Origin of the sequence: Microbacterium festucae, assembly GCF_025421715.1 — a bacterium.
Taxonomy (GTDB): Bacteria; Actinomycetota; Actinomycetes; order Actinomycetales; family Microbacteriaceae; genus Microbacterium; species Microbacterium festucae.
Genome location: NZ_JAOEFC010000001.1, coordinates 490,544 through 509,717, shown reverse-complemented (window position 1 = coordinate 509,717; position 19,174 = coordinate 490,544). Strand labels below are relative to the sequence as shown.

At 66.4% G+C, this 19,174-nt stretch carries 31 protein-coding genes; all 31 read left to right on the top strand.

Annotated elements, in window-relative coordinates:
• Window positions 1-73: 73 nt before the first annotated feature.
• The 31 genes from rpsL (at window position 74) to rpmJ (ending at window position 19,003) form a co-directional block, all read left to right on the top strand.
• Window positions 74-442 (top strand): 30S ribosomal protein S12, encoded by a 369-nt coding sequence (gene rpsL, locus N3K63_RS02260; RefSeq protein ID WP_018187369.1) that lies wholly within the window; start codon window positions 74-76, stop codon window positions 440-442.
• Window positions 443-447: 5 nt separating this feature from the next.
• Window positions 448-918, top strand: a complete 471-nt coding sequence (gene rpsG / locus N3K63_RS02255) for a 30S ribosomal protein S7 (RefSeq protein ID WP_261578333.1) — start codon at window positions 448-450, stop codon at window positions 916-918.
• A gap of 72 nt (window positions 919-990) precedes the next feature.
• Window positions 991-3,105, top strand: a complete 2,115-nt coding sequence (fusA, locus tag N3K63_RS02250; RefSeq protein ID WP_261578332.1) for an elongation factor G — start codon at window positions 991-993, stop codon at window positions 3,103-3,105.
• 148 nt (window positions 3,106-3,253) lie between these two features.
• The gene (gene tuf / locus N3K63_RS02245; RefSeq protein WP_261578331.1) at window positions 3,254-4,447 is read left to right on the top strand and encodes an elongation factor Tu; all 1,194 of its coding nucleotides are present in this window, start codon (window positions 3,254-3,256) and stop codon (window positions 4,445-4,447) included.
• Window positions 4,448-4,551: 104 nt separating this feature from the next.
• Window positions 4,552-4,767, top strand: coding sequence for an Rv0909 family putative TA system antitoxin (locus tag N3K63_RS02240; RefSeq protein WP_261578330.1), 216 nt, complete (start codon window positions 4,552-4,554; stop codon window positions 4,765-4,767).
• Between the two features lie 518 nt (window positions 4,768-5,285).
• A complete protein-coding gene (gene rpsJ / locus N3K63_RS02235) occupies window positions 5,286-5,594 on the top strand; it encodes a 30S ribosomal protein S10 (RefSeq protein WP_005050520.1) in 309 nt (102 codons plus the stop codon).
• A gap of 11 nt (window positions 5,595-5,605) precedes the next feature.
• Complete coding sequence (gene rplC / locus N3K63_RS02230) at window positions 5,606-6,265, top strand: 50S ribosomal protein L3 (protein WP_261578329.1); 660 nt, start codon at window positions 5,606-5,608, stop codon at window positions 6,263-6,265.
• Between the two features lie 2 nt (window positions 6,266-6,267).
• A complete protein-coding gene (rplD, locus tag N3K63_RS02225) occupies window positions 6,268-6,930 on the top strand; it encodes a 50S ribosomal protein L4 (RefSeq protein WP_261578328.1) in 663 nt (220 codons plus the stop codon).
• On the top strand, window positions 6,927-7,226 hold the full coding sequence (rplW, locus tag N3K63_RS02220; RefSeq protein ID WP_261578327.1) for a 50S ribosomal protein L23: 300 nt from the start codon (window positions 6,927-6,929) through the stop codon (window positions 7,224-7,226). The genes rplD and rplW overlap by 4 nt, the downstream gene beginning before the upstream one ends.
• 24 nt (window positions 7,227-7,250) lie before the next feature.
• A complete protein-coding gene (gene rplB / locus N3K63_RS02215; RefSeq protein ID WP_261578326.1) occupies window positions 7,251-8,090 on the top strand; it encodes a 50S ribosomal protein L2 in 840 nt (279 codons plus the stop codon).
• A 12-nt stretch (window positions 8,091-8,102) separates the two neighbouring features.
• Complete coding sequence (gene rpsS / locus N3K63_RS02210) at window positions 8,103-8,384, top strand: 30S ribosomal protein S19 (protein ID WP_261578325.1); 282 nt, start codon at window positions 8,103-8,105, stop codon at window positions 8,382-8,384.
• 38 nt (window positions 8,385-8,422) lie between these two features.
• Window positions 8,423-8,815 (top strand): 50S ribosomal protein L22, encoded by a 393-nt coding sequence (gene rplV / locus N3K63_RS02205; protein ID WP_261578324.1) that lies wholly within the window; start codon window positions 8,423-8,425, stop codon window positions 8,813-8,815.
• On the top strand, window positions 8,815-9,564 hold the full coding sequence (gene rpsC / locus N3K63_RS02200) for a 30S ribosomal protein S3 (protein WP_261578323.1): 750 nt from the start codon (window positions 8,815-8,817) through the stop codon (window positions 9,562-9,564). The genes rplV and rpsC overlap by 1 nt, the downstream gene beginning before the upstream one ends.
• A complete protein-coding gene (gene rplP / locus N3K63_RS02195) occupies window positions 9,564-9,983 on the top strand; it encodes a 50S ribosomal protein L16 (RefSeq protein WP_029145865.1) in 420 nt (139 codons plus the stop codon). Before rpsC ends, rplP begins: the two co-directional genes overlap by 1 nt.
• Window positions 9,983-10,297, top strand: coding sequence for a 50S ribosomal protein L29 (gene rpmC, locus N3K63_RS02190; protein ID WP_315943077.1), 315 nt, complete (start codon window positions 9,983-9,985; stop codon window positions 10,295-10,297). Before rplP ends, rpmC begins: the two co-directional genes overlap by 1 nt.
• A complete protein-coding gene (gene rpsQ, locus N3K63_RS02185) occupies window positions 10,297-10,617 on the top strand; it encodes a 30S ribosomal protein S17 (protein WP_261578322.1) in 321 nt (106 codons plus the stop codon). The genes rpmC and rpsQ overlap by 1 nt, the downstream gene beginning before the upstream one ends.
• Window positions 10,618-10,620: 3 nt before the next feature.
• Complete coding sequence (gene rplN, locus N3K63_RS02180; protein ID WP_261578321.1) at window positions 10,621-10,989, top strand: 50S ribosomal protein L14; 369 nt, start codon at window positions 10,621-10,623, stop codon at window positions 10,987-10,989.
• A gap of 4 nt (window positions 10,990-10,993) precedes the next feature.
• Window positions 10,994-11,353: a 50S ribosomal protein L24 gene (rplX, locus tag N3K63_RS02175; protein ID WP_261578320.1), complete on the top strand. Its 360-nt coding sequence runs from the start codon at window positions 10,994-10,996 to the stop codon at window positions 11,351-11,353.
• 2 nt (window positions 11,354-11,355) lie between these two features.
• Complete coding sequence (gene rplE / locus N3K63_RS02170) at window positions 11,356-11,943, top strand: 50S ribosomal protein L5 (RefSeq protein WP_261578319.1); 588 nt, start codon at window positions 11,356-11,358, stop codon at window positions 11,941-11,943.
• 64 nt (window positions 11,944-12,007) lie between these two features.
• A complete protein-coding gene (gene rpsH, locus N3K63_RS02165) occupies window positions 12,008-12,406 on the top strand; it encodes a 30S ribosomal protein S8 (RefSeq protein ID WP_261578318.1) in 399 nt (132 codons plus the stop codon).
• 6 nt (window positions 12,407-12,412) lie between these two features.
• Window positions 12,413-12,949, top strand: coding sequence for a 50S ribosomal protein L6 (gene rplF / locus N3K63_RS02160; protein ID WP_261578317.1), 537 nt, complete (start codon window positions 12,413-12,415; stop codon window positions 12,947-12,949).
• Between the two features lie 2 nt (window positions 12,950-12,951).
• Window positions 12,952-13,311: a 50S ribosomal protein L18 gene (gene rplR, locus N3K63_RS02155; protein WP_261578316.1), complete on the top strand. Its 360-nt coding sequence runs from the start codon at window positions 12,952-12,954 to the stop codon at window positions 13,309-13,311.
• Window positions 13,312-13,343: 32 nt separating this feature from the next.
• Entirely contained in the window at window positions 13,344-13,994 is a 651-nt protein-coding gene (rpsE, locus tag N3K63_RS02150; protein ID WP_261578315.1) for a 30S ribosomal protein S5, read from the top strand.
• Entirely contained in the window at window positions 13,994-14,179 is a 186-nt protein-coding gene (rpmD, locus tag N3K63_RS02145; RefSeq protein WP_023954062.1) for a 50S ribosomal protein L30, read from the top strand. Before rpsE ends, rpmD begins: the two co-directional genes overlap by 1 nt.
• Complete coding sequence (gene rplO / locus N3K63_RS02140; RefSeq protein ID WP_261578314.1) at window positions 14,179-14,760, top strand: 50S ribosomal protein L15; 582 nt, start codon at window positions 14,179-14,181, stop codon at window positions 14,758-14,760. Before rpmD ends, rplO begins: the two co-directional genes overlap by 1 nt.
• A gap of 101 nt (window positions 14,761-14,861) precedes the next feature.
• The gene (gene secY / locus N3K63_RS02135) at window positions 14,862-16,187 is read left to right on the top strand and encodes a preprotein translocase subunit SecY (protein ID WP_261578313.1); all 1,326 of its coding nucleotides are present in this window, start codon (window positions 14,862-14,864) and stop codon (window positions 16,185-16,187) included.
• On the top strand, window positions 16,184-16,771 hold the full coding sequence (locus N3K63_RS02130) for an adenylate kinase (RefSeq protein WP_261578312.1): 588 nt from the start codon (window positions 16,184-16,186) through the stop codon (window positions 16,769-16,771). The genes secY and N3K63_RS02130 overlap by 4 nt, the downstream gene beginning before the upstream one ends.
• 3 nt (window positions 16,772-16,774) lie before the next feature.
• A complete protein-coding gene (gene map / locus N3K63_RS02125) occupies window positions 16,775-17,605 on the top strand; it encodes a type I methionyl aminopeptidase (RefSeq protein ID WP_261578311.1) in 831 nt (276 codons plus the stop codon).
• A gap of 156 nt (window positions 17,606-17,761) precedes the next feature.
• Window positions 17,762-18,442 (top strand): DsbA family protein, encoded by a 681-nt coding sequence (locus tag N3K63_RS02120; RefSeq protein ID WP_261578310.1) that lies wholly within the window; start codon window positions 17,762-17,764, stop codon window positions 18,440-18,442.
• A gap of 157 nt (window positions 18,443-18,599) precedes the next feature.
• Window positions 18,600-18,821 (top strand): translation initiation factor IF-1, encoded by a 222-nt coding sequence (gene infA, locus N3K63_RS02115; RefSeq protein ID WP_017201569.1) that lies wholly within the window; start codon window positions 18,600-18,602, stop codon window positions 18,819-18,821.
• A 65-nt stretch (window positions 18,822-18,886) separates the two neighbouring features.
• Window positions 18,887-19,003, top strand: coding sequence for a 50S ribosomal protein L36 (gene rpmJ, locus N3K63_RS02110; protein ID WP_005050492.1), 117 nt, complete (start codon window positions 18,887-18,889; stop codon window positions 19,001-19,003).
• Window positions 19,004-19,174 lie beyond the last annotated feature (171 nt).

The following is a 19,174-nucleotide window of genomic DNA, read 5'->3' as shown; positions in this document are numbered from 1 at the left end:
GCTGATCGCCGCGCCGGTGGATCTGTGGTGAAACCACCATCGCTGTCACCGTGCAGCACAAGAAGGAGAGAACGTGCCAACCATTCAGCAGTTGGTTCGCAAGGGTCGCTCGCCCAAGGTCACCAAGACCAAGGCGCCCGCCCTGAAGGCGAACCCGCAGCAGGCGGGTGTCTGCACCCGCGTGTACACGACCACGCCCAAGAAGCCGAACTCGGCCATGCGCAAGGTCGCCCGTGTCAAGCTCCGCAACGGCACCGAGGTCACCGCCTACATCCCCGGCGAGGGCCACAACCTGCAGGAGCACTCGCTGGTGCTCGTGCGCGGCGGTCGTGTGAAGGACCTCCCGGGTGTCCGCTACAAGATCGTCCGCGGCGCCCTGGACACCCAGGCCGTCAAGAACCGCAAGCAGGCCCGTAGCCGCTACGGCGCGAAGAAGGGTTGAGTTAGATGCCTCGCAAGGGACCCGCACCCCGCCGCGTCGTCGTCAACGACCCGGTCTACGGTGCTCCGATCGTCACCCAGCTGGTGAACAAGATCCTCGTCGATGGCAAGAAGTCCATCGCCGAAGCGATCGTCTACGGCGCCCTGAAGGGCGTCGAGGCCAAGAACGGCCAGGACGCCGTCGCGACGCTCAAGAAGGCGCTCGACAACGTCCGTCCGACCCTCGAGGTCAAGTCGCGCCGCGTCGGTGGCTCGACCTACCAGGTGCCCGTCGAGGTCAAGCCGCACCGCGCGAACACGCTCGCGCTGCGCTGGCTCGTCTCCTACGCGAAGGGTCGTCGTGAGAAGACGATGACCGAGCGTCTGCAGAACGAGATCCTCGACGCCTCGAACGGCCTGGGTGCCGCGGTCAAGCGCCGCGAAGACACCCACAAGATGGCCGAGTCGAACCGCGCCTTCGCGCACTACCGCTGGTAACAGCTTCTGTGATGCGGGGGCCGCGACCCGGCCCCCGCATCCACCCTTGATCTCACCGAGAGGAAAACCCCCGTGGCACAAGAAGTGCTCACCGACCTCAACAAGGTCCGCAACATCGGCATCATGGCCCACATCGATGCCGGCAAGACGACGACGACCGAGCGCATCCTGTTCTACACGGGCGTCAACCACAAGATCGGCGAGACGCACGACGGCGCTGCCACCACCGACTGGATGGAGCAGGAGCAGGAGCGTGGCATCACGATCACCTCCGCCGCCGTCACCTGTTTCTGGGACAAGAACCAGATCAACATCATCGACACCCCCGGCCACGTCGACTTCACGGTCGAGGTCGAGCGTTCGCTGCGCGTCCTCGACGGCGCGGTCGCGGTGTTCGACGGCAAGGAGGGCGTGGAGCCCCAGTCCGAGACCGTCTGGCGCCAGGCCGACAAGTACGACGTCCCCCGCATCTGCTTCGTCAACAAGATGGACAAGCTGGGCGCCGACTTCTACTTCACCGTCGACACCATCATCAACCGCCTGAAGGCCAAGCCGCTCGTGCTGCAGCTTCCCATCGGCTCGGAGAGCGACTTCGTCGGCGTCGTCGACCTGGTCGAGATGCGTGCCCTGGTGTGGCCCGGCGACGCCAAGGGTGATGTCACCATGGGCGCCAAGTACGAGATCCAGGAGATCCCGGCCGACCTCGCCGACAAGGCCGCCGAGTACCGCGAGAAGCTGCTCGAGACCGTCGCCGAGTCCGACGAGGCGCTGCTCGAGAAGTACTTCGGCGGTGAGGAGCTCTCGATCGCCGAGATCAAGGGCGCCATCCGCAAGATGACCGTCGCCGGCGAGCTCTACCCCGTGCTCTGCGGCTCGGCGTTCAAGAACCGCGGCGTGCAGCCGATGCTCGACGCGGTCGTGGACTACCTCCCCTCGCCGCTGGACGTCCCCGCCATCGAGGCGCGCGACCCCAAGAACGAAGAGACCATCATCGAGCGTCACGCCGACCGCGAGGAGCCCTTCGCGGCGCTCGCGTTCAAGATCGTGACCCACCCCTTCTTCGGTCGTCTGACCTACATCCGCGTCTACTCGGGTCACCTCGACTCGGGTGCGCAGGTCGTCAACGCCACCAAGGGCAAGAAGGAGCGCATCGGGAAGATCTTCCAGATGCACGCCAACAAGGAGATGCCGGTCGACTCCGTCACCGCCGGGCACATCTACGCCGTCATCGGCCTGAAGGACACCACCACCGGTGACACCCTGTCCGACTCGGCCAACCAGGTCGTGCTCGAGTCGATGACCTTCCCCGAGCCGGTCATCGAGGTCGCCATCGAGCCCAAGACCAAGGCCGACCAGGAGAAGCTGGGCATTGCGATCCAGAAGCTCGCCGAAGAGGACCCGACGTTCCGCGTCGAGCAGAACTCCGAGACCGGTCAGACCGTCATCAAGGGCATGGGCGAGCTGCACCTCGACATCCTCGTCGACCGCATGAAGCGCGAGTTCAAGGTCGAGGCCAACGTGGGCAAGCCCCAGGTGGCCTACCGCGAGACGATCCGCAAGTCGGTCGAGAAGCACGACTACACGCACAAGAAGCAGACCGGTGGATCGGGCCAGTTCGCCAAGATCCAGTTCACGATCGAGCCTCTCGAGGTCACGGCCGACAAGACGTACGAGTTCGAGAACAAGGTCACCGGTGGCCGCATCCCGCGCGAGTACATCAGCCCGACCGACCAGGGCTTCCAGGACGCCATGAACGTCGGCGTGCTCGCCGGCTACCCCATGGTGGGCGTCAAGGCGATCCTGCTCGACGGTGCCTCGCACGACGTCGACTCGTCCGAGATGGCGTTCAAGATCGCCGGCTCGATGGGCTTCAAGGAGGCCGTCCGCCGCGCGAACCCGGTCATCCTCGAGCCGATCATGGCCGTCGAGGTGCGTACGCCCGAGGAGTACATGGGCGACGTCATCGGCGACCTGAACTCGCGTCGTGGCCAGATCCAGTCGATGGAGGACGCCGCCGGCGTCAAGGTGGTCCGTGCCAACGTGCCGCTGTCCGAGATGTTCGGCTACATCGGCGACCTGCGTTCGAAGACCTCCGGCCGCGCCGTCTACTCCATGGAGTTCGACAGCTACGCCGAGGTCCCGCGCAACGTCATGGATGAGATCGTCCAGAAGACCAAGGGCGAGTAACTCCGCTCTTCGGATGCCGGGGGCCCCGGCTCCCGGCATCCGCCCAAACTGAATACAGAACCGTCAACTACACTGACACCATCCCCGTAGAGCACCGGTCGCAATCCAGCGCCCGGCACCTCTACACGAACGTCCTGAGGAGGACCCAGTGGCTAAGGCCAAGTTCGAGCGCACCAAGCCGCACGTGAACATCGGAACGATCGGTCACGTCGACCACGGCAAGACGACGCTCACCGCGGCGATCTCGAAGGTGCTCGCCGACAAGTACCCGTCCGCGACCAACGTGCAGCGCGACTTCGCGTCGATCGACTCCGCTCCCGAGGAGCGTCAGCGCGGCATCACGATCAACATCTCGCACGTCGAGTACGAGACCCCGAAGCGTCACTACGCTCACGTCGACGCCCCCGGTCACGCCGACTACATCAAGAACATGATCACCGGTGCGGCCCAGATGGACGGCGCGATCCTCGTGGTCGCCGCCACCGACGGCCCGATGGCGCAGACCCGCGAGCACGTGCTGCTCGCCAAGCAGGTCGGCGTGCCCTACCTGCTGGTCGCGCTCAACAAGTCGGACATGGTCGACGACGAGGAGATCCTGGAGCTCGTCGAGCTCGAGGTGCGCGAGCTGCTCTCGTCGCAGGACTTCGACGGCGACAACGCCCCCGTCGTCCGCGTCTCGGGCCTGAAGGCGCTCGAGGGCGACGCCGAGTGGGTCGAGAAGATCGTCGAGCTCATGGACGCCGTCGACGAGTCGATCCCCGACCCGGTGCGTGACAAGGACAAGCCGTTCCTCATGCCCATCGAGGACGTCTTCACCATCACCGGCCGTGGCACGGTCGTGACGGGTCGCGCCGAGCGCGGCACCCTCGCGATCAACTCCGAGGTCGAGATCGTCGGCATCCGCCCGACGCAGAAGACGATCGTCACCGGTATCGAGATGTTCCACAAGCAGCTCGACGAGGCCTGGGCCGGCGAGAACTGTGGTCTGCTCCTGCGCGGCACCAAGCGTGACGACGTCGAGCGCGGCCAGGTCGTCGTGAAGCCCGGTTCGGTCACCCCGCACACCAACTTCGACGGCACCGCGTACATCCTGTCGAAGGAGGAGGGCGGTCGTCACAACCCGTTCTTCACCAACTACCGTCCGCAGTTCTACTTCCGCACCACCGACGTCACCGGCGTCATCACGCTGCCCGAGGGCACCGAGATGGTCATGCCCGGCGACACCACGGAGATGTCGGTCGAGCTCATCCAGCCGATCGCCATGGAAGAGGGCCTCGGCTTCGCTATCCGTGAGGGTGGCCGCACCGTCGGTGCCGGCACCGTCACCAAGATCCTGAAGTAATACTTCGGATCCACCGACAAGGGTCGGGCCTTCGGGCCCGGCCCTTGTCGTCGTTGCGGGGGAGTTGCCATGATGGGTGCCACATCGATCCGAAGGGAAACGACATGGGCGTCGAAGACGTGGTGAACCAGGCCAAGCAGTTCCTCGAGCAGAACAAGGACAAGATCGACGAGACGTTGACCTCGGAGCAGGCCGAAGGCGTGAGCGACAGCGTGCTCGACGCCGCCGCCGACTTCGTCAAGAAGGTCGCCCCGGATGCCGTCGACGAGCACGTCGACAACGTGCGCAACACCATCGACTCCAAGATCGGCCACGAGTAACACCCCCGCACACCCAGGCACCCGCCGCGCCCCTCACGGGGGCGGCGGGTTCTCTGTGACCGCACCGCGGTCGCACCGTCTCCCTGAGGCCGTCCCGCGCTTCCGCGCGAAAAGGTGCACCATTTCAGTGTCGTCCGGGCGCGGAAAGAGGCGCGGCAGGGGGCGGTGGCTGAGGATACGCCGAGCGCGACACGCCCGGGTTTGCGACACGCCCGGGCGGCACGTAGACTAGTCCAGTTCCACATTCCTGCGCGCTTGCGCGGGATCACTGCCAGGGCAGTGCATAGGCGGCGCCTCCTCCTCGAGGATACGGGCGCAGGGTCCTAGGCCGCGGGCAGCAGAACGACAACATCCGCCACATACCTGGAAACAGGTTCCGCACGCGTGCGGTCGGCGGGATTGACACGAGAACAGCGGTGCAGCATCCCTCGCAACCGCGAGGTGAAGTGCCCGGCGCGCAAGCGCCATGTGCGTCCGATGCCCCAGAGGTATGACGCGAGAAAGAGAGTGAGCAGACAATGGCGGGACAGAAGATCCGCATTCGCCTGAAGTCGTATGACCACGAGGTCATCGACACGTCGGCGCGCAAGATCGTCGACACCGTGACCCGTGCGGGCGCGACGGTCGTGGGCCCGGTGCCCCTTCCGACCGAGAAGAACGTGGTGTGCGTCATCCGATCGCCCCACAAGTACAAGGACAGCCGCGAGCACTTCGAGATGCGCACCCACAAGCGCCTCATCGACATCATCGACCCGACCCCCAAGGCGGTCGACTCCCTGATGCGCCTCGACCTGCCGGCCGACGTCAACATCGAGATCAAGCTCTGAGGACGACGACCATGGCACACATCAACGAAAAGGTTTCCAAGGGCCTGCTCGGCACGAAGCTCGGCATGACCCAGGTCTGGGACGCGAACGGCAAGCTCGTTCCCGTCACCGTGATCGAGATCGCGCCGAACGTGGTCACCCAGGTCCGCACGCCCGAGAAGGACGGCTACAACGCCGTTCAGATCGCGTACGGCCAGATCGACCCGCGCAAGGTGAACCAGCCCCTCACGGCCCACTTCGAGGCCGCCGGCGTGACCCCGCGTCGTCACCTCACCGAGGTGCGCACCGCGGATGCCGCTGACTACTCACTCGGTCAGGAGCTCACGGTCGACGGCACGTTCGAGGCCGGCCAGCTGGTCGACGTCGTCGGCACCAGCAAGGGCAAGGGCACCGCCGGTGTCATGAAGCGCCACAACTTCAAGGGCGTTTCGGCTTCGCACGGTGCACACCGCAACCACCGCAAGCCCGGCTCGATCGGCGCGTCGTCGACCCCGAGCCGCGTCTTCAAGGGCATGCGCATGGCCGGCCGTATGGGTGGCGAGCGCGTGACCGTCCTCAACCTCACGGTGCACGCCGTCGACATCGAGAAGGGTCTGCTGCTCGTCAAGGGCGCCGTCCCCGGTGCTCGTGGCCGCATCGTCTACGTCCGCAACGCAGTGAAGGGTGCCTGAACATGGCTGACTCGACTCTCGCGCTCGACGTCGTGAAGGCCGACGGCAAGAAGGCCGGCTCCGTGGAGCTGCCCGCCTCGATCTTCGACGTCAAGACGAACATCCCCCTCATCCACCAGGTCGTCGTCGCGCAGCTCGCGGCGGCTCGCCAGGGCACCCACTCGACCAAGCGTCGCGGTGAGGTCTCGGGCGCCGGCCGCAAGCCCTTCAAGCAGAAGGGCACCGGTAACGCCCGTCAGGGCTCGATCCGCGCGCCGCACATGACCGGTGGTGGCATCGTCCACGGCCCCAAGCCGCGCGACTACTCGCAGCGCACCCCCAAGAAGATGATCGCCGCCGCCCTGCTGGGCGCGCTCAGCGACCGTGCTCGCGGTGGCCGTCTGCACATCATCGACTCGTTCGCCATCGAGGGTGCCCCCTCGACCAAGGCCGCCGCGGCGACCCTGGCCGAGCTCGCCCCGACCAAGAACGTGCTGGTCGTCATCACCCGTGACGACGAGATCGCCGTCAAGAGCGTGCGCAACCTCGCCTACGTTCACGTGCTGACCTTCGACCAGCTCAACGCCTACGACGTGCTCGTCTCCGACGACATCGTCTTCACCATGGCCGCCTTCGACGGGTTCGTCTCGTCGAAGAACGGCTCCACCGAGGAGGTCTCGGCATGACCGCCGTGAACAAGGACCCGCGCGACATCATCCTGAAGCCGGTCGTCTCCGAGAAGAGCTACGGGCTCATCGACGAGGGCAAGTACACGTTCCTCGTGGACCCCCGCGCCTCGAAGACCGAGATCAAGCTCGCCATCGAGAAGATCTTCGGCGTGAAGGTCGCTTCGGTCAACACGCTCAACCGCGTCGGCAAGGCCCGCCGCACCCGCTTCGGCATGGGCAAGCGCAAGGACACCAAGCGCGCCATCGTCACCCTGAAGTCGGGCACCATCGACATCTTCACGGCCGTCGGCTGACCGCTGGGATAGAGGACTAGACACATGGCTATTCGCAAGTACAAGCCCACGACCCCCGGTCGTCGCGGTTCGTCGGTGGCCGACTTCGCCGAGATCACCCGATCGACGCCTGAGAAGTCGCTGCTGCGCCCGCTCTCGAAGACCGGTGGCCGCAACAACCAGGGCCGCATCACGACCCGTCACATCGGTGGTGGCCACAAGCGCCAGTACCGCGTCATCGACTTCCGTCGCAATGACAAGGACGGCGTCAACGCCAAGGTCGCTCACATCGAGTACGACCCCAACCGCACCGCGCGTATCGCGCTGCTGCACTACTTCGACGGCGAGAAGCGTTACATCCTCGCCCCGAACAAGCTGTCGCAGGGTGACATCATCGAGTCGGGCGCCTCGGCTGACATCAAGCCGGGCAACAACCTGCCGCTGAAGAACATCCCCACCGGTACCGTGATCCACGCGATCGAGCTCCGCCCCGGCGGCGGCGCGAAGCTGGCCCGCTCGGCCGGTGTGAGCGTTCGCCTCGTGGCGAAGGACGGCCCCTACGCCCAGCTGCGTCTGCCCTCGGGCGAGATCCGCAACGTCGACGCGCGCTGCCGTGCGACCATCGGCGAGGTCGGCAACGCCGAGCAGTCGAACATCAACTGGGGCAAGGCCGGCCGTATGCGCTGGAAGGGCGTCCGCCCGACCGTCCGCGGTGTCGCGATGAACCCGGTCGACCACCCCCACGGTGGTGGTGAGGGTAAGACCTCCGGTGGTCGTCACCCCGTCACTCCTTGGGGCCAGGCTGAGGGTCGTACCCGCCACGCCAACAAGGAAAGCGACAAGTACATCGTTCGCCGTCGCAACGCCGGCAAGAAGCGGAAGTAGGAGTAGAGGAAGATGCCTCGCAGCCTGAAGAAGGGCCCCTTCGTCGACGAGCACCTGTTCCGTAAGGTCGTCTCGCAGAACGAAGCCGGTACCAAGAACGTCATCAAGACCTGGTCGCGCCGCTCGATGATCATCCCGGCCATGCTGGGTCACACGATCGCCGTGCACGACGGACGCAAGCACATCCCCGTGTTCGTGTCCGAGACCATGGTCGGCCACAAGCTGGGCGAGTTCGCGCCCACCCGCACCTTCCGCGGCCACGAGAAGGACGACAAGAAGGGTCGCCGCCGCTGACGCGGTGGCGTTCCAGAGAGGACTAGAGGAGGAGAGACATGGTTGATTCCATCGCACGCGTCAAGCACATCCGCGTGACCCCTCAGAAGGCTCGTCGTGTCGTCGCGCTCATCAAGGGCAAGCAGGCTCAGGAGGCCCTGGCCATCCTGAAGTTCGCCCCCCAGAGCGCCAGCGAGCCCATCTACAAGCTCGTTGCGTCTGCGGTCGCCAACGCCCGCGTGAAGGCGGACAAGGACGGCGAGTTCCTGGACGAGCAGGACCTGTACGTGCGCAACGCGTACGTCGACGAGGGCACGACGCTCAAGCGTTTCCAGCCCCGCGCCCAGGGTCGTGCTTTCCAGATCAAGAAGCGCACGAGCCACATCACCGTCGAGCTCGCGACCCCCGAGGTCGCCGAGTCGGCGACCCCGACCAAGAAGGCGAGCAAGTAATGGGACAGAAGGTAAACCCGTACGGCTTCCGCCTCGGCATCACCACGGACCACGTGTCGCGTTGGTTCTCGGACTCGACCAAGCCCGGCCAGCGTTACGCCGACTACGTCGCCGAGGACGTCAAGATCCGCAAGCTCCTCCAGACGCAGCTCGACCGCGCCGGCGTGAGCGGGATCGAGATCGAGCGCACGCGTGACCGCGTTCGCGTCGACATCCACACCGCCCGCCCGGGCATCGTGATCGGCCGCCGCGGCGCCGAGGCCGAGCGCATCCGCGCCGACCTCGAGAAGCTCACCGGCAAGCAGATCCAGCTGAACATCCTCGAGGTCAAGAACCCCGAGGCCGACGCTCAGCTGGTCGCCCAGGGCATCGCCGAGCAGCTCTCGGCTCGCGTGGCCTTCCGCCGCGCGATGCGCAAGGGTCTGCAGGGCGCTCAGCGCGCCGGCGCCAAGGGCATCCGCATCCAGGTCTCCGGCCGCCTCGGCGGCGCCGAGATGAGCCGCTCGGAGTTCTACCGCGAGGGTCGTGTGCCGCTGCACACGCTGCGCGCGAACATCGACTACGGCTTCTACGAGGCGAAGACCACCTTCGGCCGCATCGGCGTGAAGGTCTGGATCTACAAGGGTGACCTGACCAACAAGGAGCTCGCTCGCGAGCAGGCCAACCAGAAGCCGACCCGCGACCGTGGTGGCGACCGTCGCCGCGGCCCCCGCAGCGAGGCTCCCGTCGCAGAAGGAGCGTCTGCCTGATGCTTATTCCCCGCAAGGTCAAGTACCGCAAGCAGCACCACCCGGGTCGCTCGGGCCAGGCCACCGGCGGCACCAAGGTGTCGTTCGGCGAGTTCGGCATCCAGGCGCTCACGCCCGCTTACGTGACCAACCGTCAGATCGAGTCCGCTCGTATCGCCATGACGCGTCACATCAAGCGTGGCGGCAAGGTGTGGATCAACATCTACCCCGACCGTCCGCTCACCAAGAAGCCGGCCGAAACCCGCATGGGTTCCGGTAAGGGTTCGCCGGAGTGGTGGGTCGCAAACGTCAAGCCGGGTCGCGTCCTCTTCGAGGTCGCCGGCGTCAACGAGCAGCTCGCTCGTGAGGCCCTGACCCGTGCCATTCACAAGCTGCCGCTCAAGGCACGCATCATCAAGCGCGAGGAGGGCGACGCGTAATGGCTGTCGGGACCAAGACGCTCGCCACCAGCGAGCTGGACACGTTCGAGGACCAGCGCCTCGTCGAGGAGCTGCGCAAGGCCAAGGAAGAGCTGTTCAACCTGCGCTTCCAGTCGGCCACGGGCCAGCTCGAGAGCCACGGCCGCATCCGTGCGGTCAAGCGCGACATCGCGCGGCTCTACACCGTGATCCGTGAGCGCGAGCTCGGCATCCGTGCCACGCCCGCTCCCGTGGAGACCACGAAGGCGAAGAAGAAGACGACCAAGAAGGCGGATGCCGCCGACGAGGCCGCCGCGAAGGAAGAGGCCGAGTGATGGCTGAGAAGAAGACGGCCGAGGCCGCCGGGCACGAGTCCGCCGCGCACGACGTGCGCGACGAGAACGCCCGCGGTTACCGCAAGGAGCGTCGTGGCTACGTCGTCAGCGACAAGATGGACAAGACCATCGTCGTTGAGGTCGAAGACCGCGTGAAGCACCCGCTGTACGGCAAGGTCATCCGTCGCACGACCAAGGTCAAGGCGCACGATGAGCAGAATGCCGCCGGCATCGGCGACCTCGTCGTGATCAACGAGACCCGTCCGCTGAGCGCCACCAAGCGGTGGCGCCTGGTCGAGATCCTCGAGAAGGCGAAGTAAGAAATGATCCAGACTGAGTCCCGCCTCAAGGTCGCCGACAACACCGGCGCCAAGGAGCTGCTCACGATCCGCGTCCTCGGTGGTTCCAACCGCCGTTACGCGGGGCTGGGCGACATCATCGTGGCGACCGTCAAGGACGCGATCCCGGGCGGCAACGTCAAGAAGGGCGACGTGGTCAAGGCCGTCGTCGTCCGTACCAAGAAGCAGACCCGCCGCAACGACGGGTCCTACATCAAGTTCGACGAGAACGCCGCCGTGATCCTGAAGAACGACGGGGAGCCCCGCGGCACCCGTATCTTCGGCCCGGTCGGTCGTGAGCTTCGTGACAAGAAGTTCATGAAGATCGTCTCGCTCGCACCGGAGGTGATCTGACCCCATGGCCAAGATCAAGAAGGGCGACCTGGTTCAGGTCATCTCGGGCGCCAAGCCCGAGCGCGGCGGAGACCGCGGTAAGCAGGGCAAGGTCCTCGAGGTCCTCGTCGAGCAGAACCGCGTGATCGTCGAAGGCGTGAACTACGTCACCAAGCACAACCGCGTGGGCCAGACCCAGCGCGGCACCAAGACGGGCGGCATCGAGACCTTCGAAGCCCCCATCCACATCTCGAACGTCGCCGTCGTCGACCCCTCGACCAAGAAGCCGACCCGTGTCGGCCGCCGGGTCGAGGAGCAGACGAAGGACGGCGTGAAGCGCACCGTCCGTGTGCGCTACGCCAAGAAGAGCGGCAAGGACCTCTGAACATGAGCAACGCAACTGCCGTGGAGGCTGGCAAGATCCAGCCCCGCCTGAAGCAGAAGTACCAGGGCGAGATCAAGAAGGCGCTGCAGGAGGAGTTCGGCTACCCGAACGTCATGCAGATCCCCGGCCTCGTCAAGGTCGTCGTGAACACCGGTGTCGGCGAGGCAGCTCGCGACTCCAAGGTGATCGACGGTGCGGTCGACGACCTCACCAAGATCACCGGTCAGAAGCCGGTCGTCACCAAGGCCCGCAAGTCCATCGCGCAGTTCAAGCTGCGCGAGGGTCAGGCCATCGGCGCGCACGTCACCCTCCGCGGTGACCGCGCGTGGGAGTTCGTCGACCGTCTCGTGAACCTGGCGCTTCCCCGCATCCGCGACTTCCGCGGCCTGTCGGCGGCGCAGTTCGACGGTCACGGCAACTACACCTTCGGCCTGCAGGAGCAGTCGGTCTTCCACGAGATCAACCAGGACAAGATCGACCGCGTCCGCGGTTTCGACATCACGATCGTCACCACGGCGAAGACGGATGCCGAAGGCCGGTCGCTGCTGCGTCACCTGGGCTTCCCGTTCAAGTCCGAAGAGACCAAGTAACACCCATCACGAAGGTCGGCTGTCGTGTAACGGCATCCGAAACCACTGAACAAAGGAAAACATCATGACGATGACAGACCCGGTCGCAGACATGCTGACCCGTCTGCGCAACGCGAACTCGGCGCACCACGACACCGTGGCGCTGCCGAGCTCGAAGCTCAAGACCCACATCGCCGAGATCCTCCAGCAGGAGGGCTACATCAGCGGCTGGGAGGTGTCGGACGCCCGCGTGGGCCAGACCCTCACCCTCTCGCTGAAGTACGGCCCCAACCGCGAGCGGTCGATCGCCGGCATCAAGCGCGTGTCGAAGCCCGGCCTGCGCGTGTACGCAAAGTCGACCGAGATCCCCAAGGTCCTCGGTGGCCTGGGCGTCGCGATCCTCTCCACCTCCTCCGGTCTTCTCACCGACCGTCAGGCCGAGCAGAAGGGCGTGGGTGGGGAAGTCCTCGCCTACGTGTGGTGATCTGACATGTCGCGTATTGGACGTCTTCCCATCGACATCCCCGCCGAGGTGACCGTTACGGTCGCCGGCCAGGACGTCGCTGTCAAGGGCCCGAAGGGCGAGCTGCTGCTCACCGTTTCCAAGCCCATCGAGGTCAAGGTCGAGGAGAACCAGGTTCTGGTCTCGCGTCCCGACGACGAGCGCGAGTCGCGTTCGCTGCACGGGCTCACCCGCACCCTCATCAACAACAACATCATCGGCGTGACCCAGGGCTACTCCAAGGGCCTCGAGGTCGTCGGCACCGGTTACCGCGTGGCGCAGAAGGGCACCTCGGTCGAGTTCGCCCTGGGCTTCTCGCACCCCGTGCTCGTCGATGCGCCGGCCGGCATCACGCTGACCGTCGAGGGCAACAACAAGCTCACCGTCAGCGGCATCGACAAGCAGGCCGTCGGCGAGGCGGCTGCCAACATCCGCAAGATCCGCAAGCCCGAGCCCTACAAGGGCAAGGGTGTGCGCTACGCCGGCGAGGTCGTCCGTCGCAAGGCCGGAAAGGCTGGTAAGTAATCATGGCTGTGAAGTCGAAGTCCGACGCCCGTGCGCGTCGACACGCCCGCCTTCGCAAGAAGGTCGTGGGCACCGAGGCGCGTCCGCGTCTGGTCGTGACCCGCTCGGCCCGCCACGTCTTCGTCCAGCTCGTGGACGACAGCAAGGGCCACACCGTGGCATCCGCCTCGACCCTCGAGGCCGACCTTCGCGTCCTCGACGGTGACAAGACCGCCAAGGCCCGCAAGGTCGGCGAGCTCGTCGCCGAGCGTGCCAAGGCCGCCGGTGTCACGGATGTCGTGTTCGACCGCGGTGGCAACCGCTACGCGGGCCGCGTCGCTGCGATCGCCGACGGCGCTCGCGAGGGAGGTCTGAACCTGTGAGTGATGCAACTCAGAATGTGGAGAACAACGAAGTGACCGAGCAGGCTGCGGCTGCTGCCGAGGCACCCGTCGAGCGGGAGCGCGAGCCCCGCCGCGGAGGCCGCGAGCGCAACCCCAACCGTGGTGACCGTGGTGGCCGCGACCGCAACGAGAGCCAGTTCCTCGAGCGCGTCGTCACCATCAACCGCGTGTCGAAGGTCGTCAAGGGCGGTCGCCGCTTCAGCTTCACGGCGCTGGTCGTCGTGGGCGATGGCAACGGTCTCGTGGGCGTCGGCTACGGCAAGGCCCGCGAGGTGCCCCTGGCCATCTCGAAGGGTGTCGAAGAGGCCAAGCGCAACTTCTTCCGCGTGCCCCGTGCCGGCTCGACCATCCCGCACCCGGTGCAGGGTGAGGCCGCTGCCGGTGTCGTGCTCCTTCGTCCGGCCGCTGCCGGTACCGGTGTCATCGCCGGTGGTCCGGTGCGTGCCGTGCTCGAGTGCGCCGGCATCCACGATGTGCTGTCGAAGTCGCTCGGCTCGTCGAACACGATCAACATCGTGCACGCGACCGTCGAGGCGCTCAAGCAGCTCGAGGAGCCCCGTGCGGTCGCCGCGCGTCGTGGCCTGGACTTCGACCAGGTGGCGCCGGCCCGTCTGATCCGTGCCGAGGCCGAGGCGCTCAAGGCACAGAAGGTAGGTGCCTGATGGCCGCCCGTCTGAAGGTCACGCAGGTCAAGTCCAAGGTGAGCGAGAAGCAGAACCAGCGCGACACGCTGCGTTCGCTGGGTCTGAAGCGGATCGGCGACTCGGTCGTCCGTCCGGACGACGCGCAGACGCGCGGTTACGTCAAGACCGTCGCGCACCTCGTGAAGGTTGAGGAGATCGACTGATGGCCGAGAAGGCTGAGAAGGTGACCGCAGAGGTCACCGAGAAGAACGACGCCAAGAAGGCGCCCGCGAAGAAGGCGACCGCAGCCAAGGCTGCCAAGCCCGCGGCGAAGGCTGCTCCCAAGAAGGACGCCCCGGCTTCGCGGCCCGGCGTGCTGAAGGTGCACCACCTGCGCCCCGTTCCGGGTTCCAACACCGCCAAGACCCGCGTGGGTCGCGGTGAGGGCTCCAAGGGCAAGACCGCCGGCCGTGGCACCAAGGGCACCAAGGCCCGCTACCAGGTCAAGGTCGGCTTCGAGGGCGGTCAGATGCCGCTGCACATGCGTACGCCGAAGCTGCGCGGGTTCAAGAACCCGTTCCGCGTCGAGTACCAGGTGGTCAACCTCGACAAGCTCTCCGAGCTGTACCCCCAGGGCGGTGACGTCACCGTGACCGACCTGGTCGCCAAGGGCGCCGTCCGCAAGAACGAGAAGGTCAAGGTGCTCGGCACCGGCGACATCTCGGTCAAGCTCACCGTGTCGGTCGACAAGGTCTCCGGCTCCGCAGAGCAGAAGATCGTCGCCGCCGGCGGTTCGGTCAAGTAATCACACACGGCAGGGGCCGGAGGAGACTCCGGCCCCTGTTGCCGTACTCTGGTTGACGGTGCCCTGCGGGGCATCGATCGTCCCACTGGAGGAAATCGACTTTGTTCAGCGCCATCGCGCGGGTCTTCCGCACCCCGGATCTCCGACGGAAGATCGCCTTCACCCTCGGCATCATCGCCATCTACCGCTTCGGCGCGCACGTGCCGACGCCGTTCGTGAACTTCCCGAACGTGCAGTCCTGTCTGGCGGCCTCCGGGTCGACCGACGGCCTGCTGTCACTGGTGAACCTGTTCTCCGGCGGCGCCCTGCTGCAGCTGTCGATCTTCGCGCTCGGCGTCATGCCGTACATCACCGCGACGATCATCGTGCAGCTGCTGCGCGTGGTCATCCCGCACTTCGAGACCCTCTACAAGGAGGGCCAGGCGGGCCAGGCCAAGCTCACGCAGTACACGCGGTACCTGACGATCGCCCTGGCGCTGCTGCAGTCGACCACCCTCGTCACCGTGGCCCGCTCGGGCCAGCTGTTCGGCACCACGAACATCGCCGAGTGCAACACGCTGCTGACCAACGACGCCTGGTGGGCGCAGCTGCTCATGATCATCACGATGACCGCCGGTACCGGCCTCATCATGTGGTTCGCCGAGCTGGTCACCGAGCGCGGTGTCGGCAACGGCATGTCGATCCTCATCTTCACCTCGATCGCCGCGAGCTTCCCGGTGGCCATGTGGGCCATCTGGCAGGCGAAGGGCTTCGAGGTCTTCCTGCTCGTGTTGGCGGTGGGCATCGTGGTCGTCGCCGCGGTCGTCTTCGTCGAACAGTCGCAGCGCCGCATCCCCGTGCAGTACGCCAAGCGCATGGTGGGACGCCGCACGCTGGGCGGCACCAACACCTACATCCCGCTCAAGGTGAACCAGGCCGGCGTCGTGCCCGTCATCTTCGCCTCGTCGCTGCTGTACATCCCGGCGCTCATCGCGCAGTTCAACCAGACTCCGGATGCCGACGGCAACGTGCCCGGCTGGGTGGCGTGGATCCAGGCGTATCTGACCAAGGGCGACCACCCGCTGTACATGCTCCTGTACTTCCTGCTCATCGTGGGCTTCACGTACTTCTACGTCGCGATCACCTTCAACCCGGTCGAGGTCGCCGACAACATGAAGAAGTACGGCGGCTTCATCCCCGGCATCCGTGCCGGCCGGCCCACCGCCGAGTACCTCGACTACGTGCTCACGCGCATCACGCTGCCGGGCTCGATCTATCTGGGTCTCATCGCCCTGCTGCCGCTGATCGCCCTGGCCACGGTGGGGGCGAACCAGAACTTCCCGTTCGGCGGCGCCTCGATCCTGATCATCGTCGGTGTCGGCCTCGAGACCGTGAAGCAGATCGACGCGCAGCTGCAGCAGCGCCACTACGAAGGACTTCTGCGATGACCTACCCCCGTCTGCTGATCGTCGGGCCCCAGGGCTCCGGCAAGGGCACCCAGGGCGAGCGCATCGCCGAGGCCCTGCGCATCCCGGCCGTCTCCACCGGCGACGTGTTCCGCGCCAACGTGAAGGACGGCACCGAGCTCGGCCTGCAGGTGAAGGCCATCATCGACGCCGGCGACCTCGTCCCCGACGAGCTGACCGGCGCCATCGTGCGCGATCGTCTCGCGCAGGACGACGCGGCGGGCGGCTTCCTGCTCGACGGCTACCCGCGCAACCTCGCCCAAGTCGCCGACCTCGACGGGTTCCTCGACGAGCGCGACCAGCCGCTGACGGCCGTCATCGAGCTGGCGGTGCCCCGCGAGGAGTCCATCCAGCGGCTGTCGCGTCGCGCCGCCGAGCAGGGCCGCGCCGACGACAACGAGGAGTCGATCGCCAAGCGGCTGTCGATCTACGAGTCCGAGACGGCGCCGATCCTCGACGTCTACCGCGAGCGCGGCATCGTCGACGCCGTCGACGGCGTCGGCAGCCTCGACGAGGTGTTCGAGCGCATCATCACCGCGCTGGCCGCCCGCGGCATCACGGCCTGACCCGTGCTGCGCCGCTCGATCTACAAGACCCCCGCCCAGCTGCGCGGCATGGTCGAGCCCGGCCGCATCACCGCCGCCGCCCTCGACGCGGTGCGTGCGATCATCGCCCCGGGGCTCACCACGCTCGACCTGGATGCCGCGGCCGCCGCGGTCATCGCCGAACGCGGCGCCGAGTCGAACTTCCAGATGGTGCGCGGCTACCGCCACACCACCTGCATCTCGGTGAACGAGCAGGTCGTCCACGGCATCCCCGGCGGGCGCGTGCTCGAGCCGGGGGACATCGTCTCGATCGATGCGGGCGCGCAGTTCCAGGGCTGGAACGGCGACTCCGCCATCACCATCGTCGTCCCCGACCCCAGCCGCCCCGACCTCGTCGCGGCGCGCGAGCGCCTGTCGTCGGTCACCGAGACCTCGCTCTGGGCGGGCGTGGCCGCCCTCGCGTCCGCGCGGCGTGTGGGCGAGATCGGCGACGCGATCCAGACGTCGATCGAATCGTCGGGCGAGGGCTACGGCATCCTGCGCGACTACGTCGGCCACGGCATCGGCCGCAAGATGCACGAGGGCCCCACCGTCTTCAACTACCGCGTCGCCGACCTCGGACCCGAGGTGAAGCCGGGCCTGTGCCTGGCGATCGAGCCGATGGTCGTCGCCGGATCGCACGACACCTTCGTCGAGGACGACGACTGGACCGTCTCGACGATCGACGGCACCGACGGCTCGCACTGGGAGCACAGCGTGGCCGTGCACGAGGGCGGCATCTGGGTGCTCACGGCCCTCGACGGGGGAGCGGCCGGCCTCGCGCCGTTCGGCGTGACCCCGACGCCCATCTCCTGACGCCCGAGGCCCAGGTGCCCCGTCGGTGCGAGGTCTCGCCCCGATAACGATGCGCGCGGATGCCGTTTGCACGGCGTCCCTCTGGGGAAACGCATAGCGGGTGTGCGCGAAGATGGTCGAGGTGCCCCGAGAGGCGGCGGCACGAAAGGCGAGGACATGGCAGGCACACCGGCCCGCAAGACGAACTGGTTCGCGATCTGGACGAGCGTGGCGGTCGTGGCCGTCGTCGCCGTCGTGATCGGCGCCGTCGTCTGGATGAACAACTCCGCGACCGCTCCCGGTGAGGCGCCCCAGGCGTCGAACATCAACACCGAGACCGGCGCGATCACCTTCGGCGACGGGCCCGACACCGTCGCCACCTACGTCGACTTCATGTGCCCCTACTGCAACCAGTTCGAGCAGACCGAGGGCGAGACCATCAAGCAGCTCGTCGACGACGGCTCGGTGACGCTCGAGCTGCACCCGGTCGCCATCCTCGACCGGCTGTCGCAGGGCACCGAGTTCTCGAGCCGTTCGGCCGGCGCCATGTACGCCATCGCCGCGGCCGACCCCGACAACGCCTATGCCTTCATGCAGGCGATGTACGCCAACCAGCCCGCCGAGAGCTCGCCCGGCCTCAGCGACGACGAGATCATCCAGATCGCGAAGGACGCCGGCGTCAACGTCACCGACGCGCTGGCCGAGGACATCACCTCGCACAAGTACGTGAAGTTCGCCCAGGCCCAGCAGCTCCCCGAGGGCGCCACCGGAACGCCGTCGCTGGCGATCAACGGCACGCTCGTGCCGGTCACGATGAACCCGCAGACCGACGTGATCGCGAACCTCACCGGACAGTGATCAGCGAACTGTAAGCGATAAGGGGGCCCGGCGGTTTGCCGCCGGGCCCCCTATCACGTACACTGAATCTTTGGTGCGTTGCGCCTTCATTGGCGTGTCGAAGCACCGAATCCCATCCACCGCAGATCGACCGGTCTGCACAACTGTAAGCGAGCGTATGGCCAAGAAAGACGGTGTCATCGAGATCGAGGGTGTCATCTCCGAAGCTCTGCCCAACGCGATGTTCCGCGTCGAGCTCAGCAACGGACACAAGGTGCTCGCGACGATCTCGGGGAAGATGCGGCAGAACTACATCCGCATCATTCCGGAGGACCGCGTCGTCGTGGAGCTCTCGCCCTACGACCTCACCCGCGGCCGCATCGTCTACCGCTACCGCTGAGCCCGGTCGAGAAGTAACGCCCCAGGCCCCGTCCTGCCCGGCGAAGACAGCGAACAAGGAACATCATGAAGGTCAACCCCTCCGTCAAGCCCATCTGCGACCACTGCAAGGTCATCCGTCGTCACGGTCGCGTCATGGTCATCTGCAAGTCCAACCCGCGTCACAAGCAGCGCCAGGGCTGAGCGGGCCCTCGGGCCACGTCGACACCTTGCAGAACTGACAACTCAATACCGCGAACGGGTCGGGACGTTTCGTCTCGCTCCGCTCGCGCAACGACCGGGAACGGTCGCATCTACAGGCAGTTTCAGAACCTGATCATCGATCAGGGGACACCCCGGGGCGAAGGCCCGGGC

Excerpts from the sequence above, each read along its gene's own strand:
- rpsG (WP_261578333.1), top strand. The coding sequence starts at position 448 with ATGCCTCGCAAGGGACCCGCACCCCGCCGCGTCGTCGTCAACGACCCG.
- N3K63_RS02240 (WP_261578330.1), top strand. The coding sequence starts at position 4,552 with ATGGGCGTCGAAGACGTGGTGAACCAGGCCAAGCAGTTCCTCGAGCAG.
- rpsJ (WP_005050520.1), top strand. The coding sequence starts at position 5,286 with ATGGCGGGACAGAAGATCCGCATTCGCCTGAAGTCGTATGACCACGAG.
- rplC (WP_261578329.1), top strand. The coding sequence starts at position 5,606 with ATGGCACACATCAACGAAAAGGTTTCCAAGGGCCTGCTCGGCACGAAG.
- rplD (WP_261578328.1), top strand. The coding sequence starts at position 6,268 with ATGGCTGACTCGACTCTCGCGCTCGACGTCGTGAAGGCCGACGGCAAG.
- rplW (WP_261578327.1), top strand. The coding sequence starts at position 6,927 with ATGACCGCCGTGAACAAGGACCCGCGCGACATCATCCTGAAGCCGGTC.
- rplB (WP_261578326.1), top strand. The coding sequence starts at position 7,251 with ATGGCTATTCGCAAGTACAAGCCCACGACCCCCGGTCGTCGCGGTTCG.
- rpsS (WP_261578325.1), top strand. The coding sequence starts at position 8,103 with ATGCCTCGCAGCCTGAAGAAGGGCCCCTTCGTCGACGAGCACCTGTTC.
- rplV (WP_261578324.1), top strand. The coding sequence starts at position 8,423 with ATGGTTGATTCCATCGCACGCGTCAAGCACATCCGCGTGACCCCTCAG.
- rpsC (WP_261578323.1), top strand. The coding sequence starts at position 8,815 with ATGGGACAGAAGGTAAACCCGTACGGCTTCCGCCTCGGCATCACCACG.
- rplP (WP_029145865.1), top strand. The coding sequence starts at position 9,564 with ATGCTTATTCCCCGCAAGGTCAAGTACCGCAAGCAGCACCACCCGGGT.
- rpmC (WP_315943077.1), top strand. The coding sequence starts at position 9,983 with ATGGCTGTCGGGACCAAGACGCTCGCCACCAGCGAGCTGGACACGTTC.
- rpsQ (WP_261578322.1), top strand. The coding sequence starts at position 10,297 with ATGGCTGAGAAGAAGACGGCCGAGGCCGCCGGGCACGAGTCCGCCGCG.
- rplN (WP_261578321.1), top strand. The coding sequence starts at position 10,621 with ATGATCCAGACTGAGTCCCGCCTCAAGGTCGCCGACAACACCGGCGCC.
- rplX (WP_261578320.1), top strand. The coding sequence starts at position 10,994 with ATGGCCAAGATCAAGAAGGGCGACCTGGTTCAGGTCATCTCGGGCGCC.
- rplE (WP_261578319.1), top strand. The coding sequence starts at position 11,356 with ATGAGCAACGCAACTGCCGTGGAGGCTGGCAAGATCCAGCCCCGCCTG.
- rpsH (WP_261578318.1), top strand. The coding sequence starts at position 12,008 with ATGACGATGACAGACCCGGTCGCAGACATGCTGACCCGTCTGCGCAAC.
- rplF (WP_261578317.1), top strand. The coding sequence starts at position 12,413 with ATGTCGCGTATTGGACGTCTTCCCATCGACATCCCCGCCGAGGTGACC.
- rplR (WP_261578316.1), top strand. The coding sequence starts at position 12,952 with ATGGCTGTGAAGTCGAAGTCCGACGCCCGTGCGCGTCGACACGCCCGC.
- rpmD (WP_023954062.1), top strand. The coding sequence starts at position 13,994 with ATGGCCGCCCGTCTGAAGGTCACGCAGGTCAAGTCCAAGGTGAGCGAG.
- rplO (WP_261578314.1), top strand. The coding sequence starts at position 14,179 with ATGGCCGAGAAGGCTGAGAAGGTGACCGCAGAGGTCACCGAGAAGAAC.
- N3K63_RS02130 (WP_261578312.1), top strand. The coding sequence starts at position 16,184 with ATGACCTACCCCCGTCTGCTGATCGTCGGGCCCCAGGGCTCCGGCAAG.
- N3K63_RS02120 (WP_261578310.1), top strand. The coding sequence starts at position 17,762 with ATGGCAGGCACACCGGCCCGCAAGACGAACTGGTTCGCGATCTGGACG.
- infA (WP_017201569.1), top strand. The coding sequence starts at position 18,600 with ATGGCCAAGAAAGACGGTGTCATCGAGATCGAGGGTGTCATCTCCGAA.
- rpmJ (WP_005050492.1), top strand. The coding sequence starts at position 18,887 with ATGAAGGTCAACCCCTCCGTCAAGCCCATCTGCGACCACTGCAAGGTC.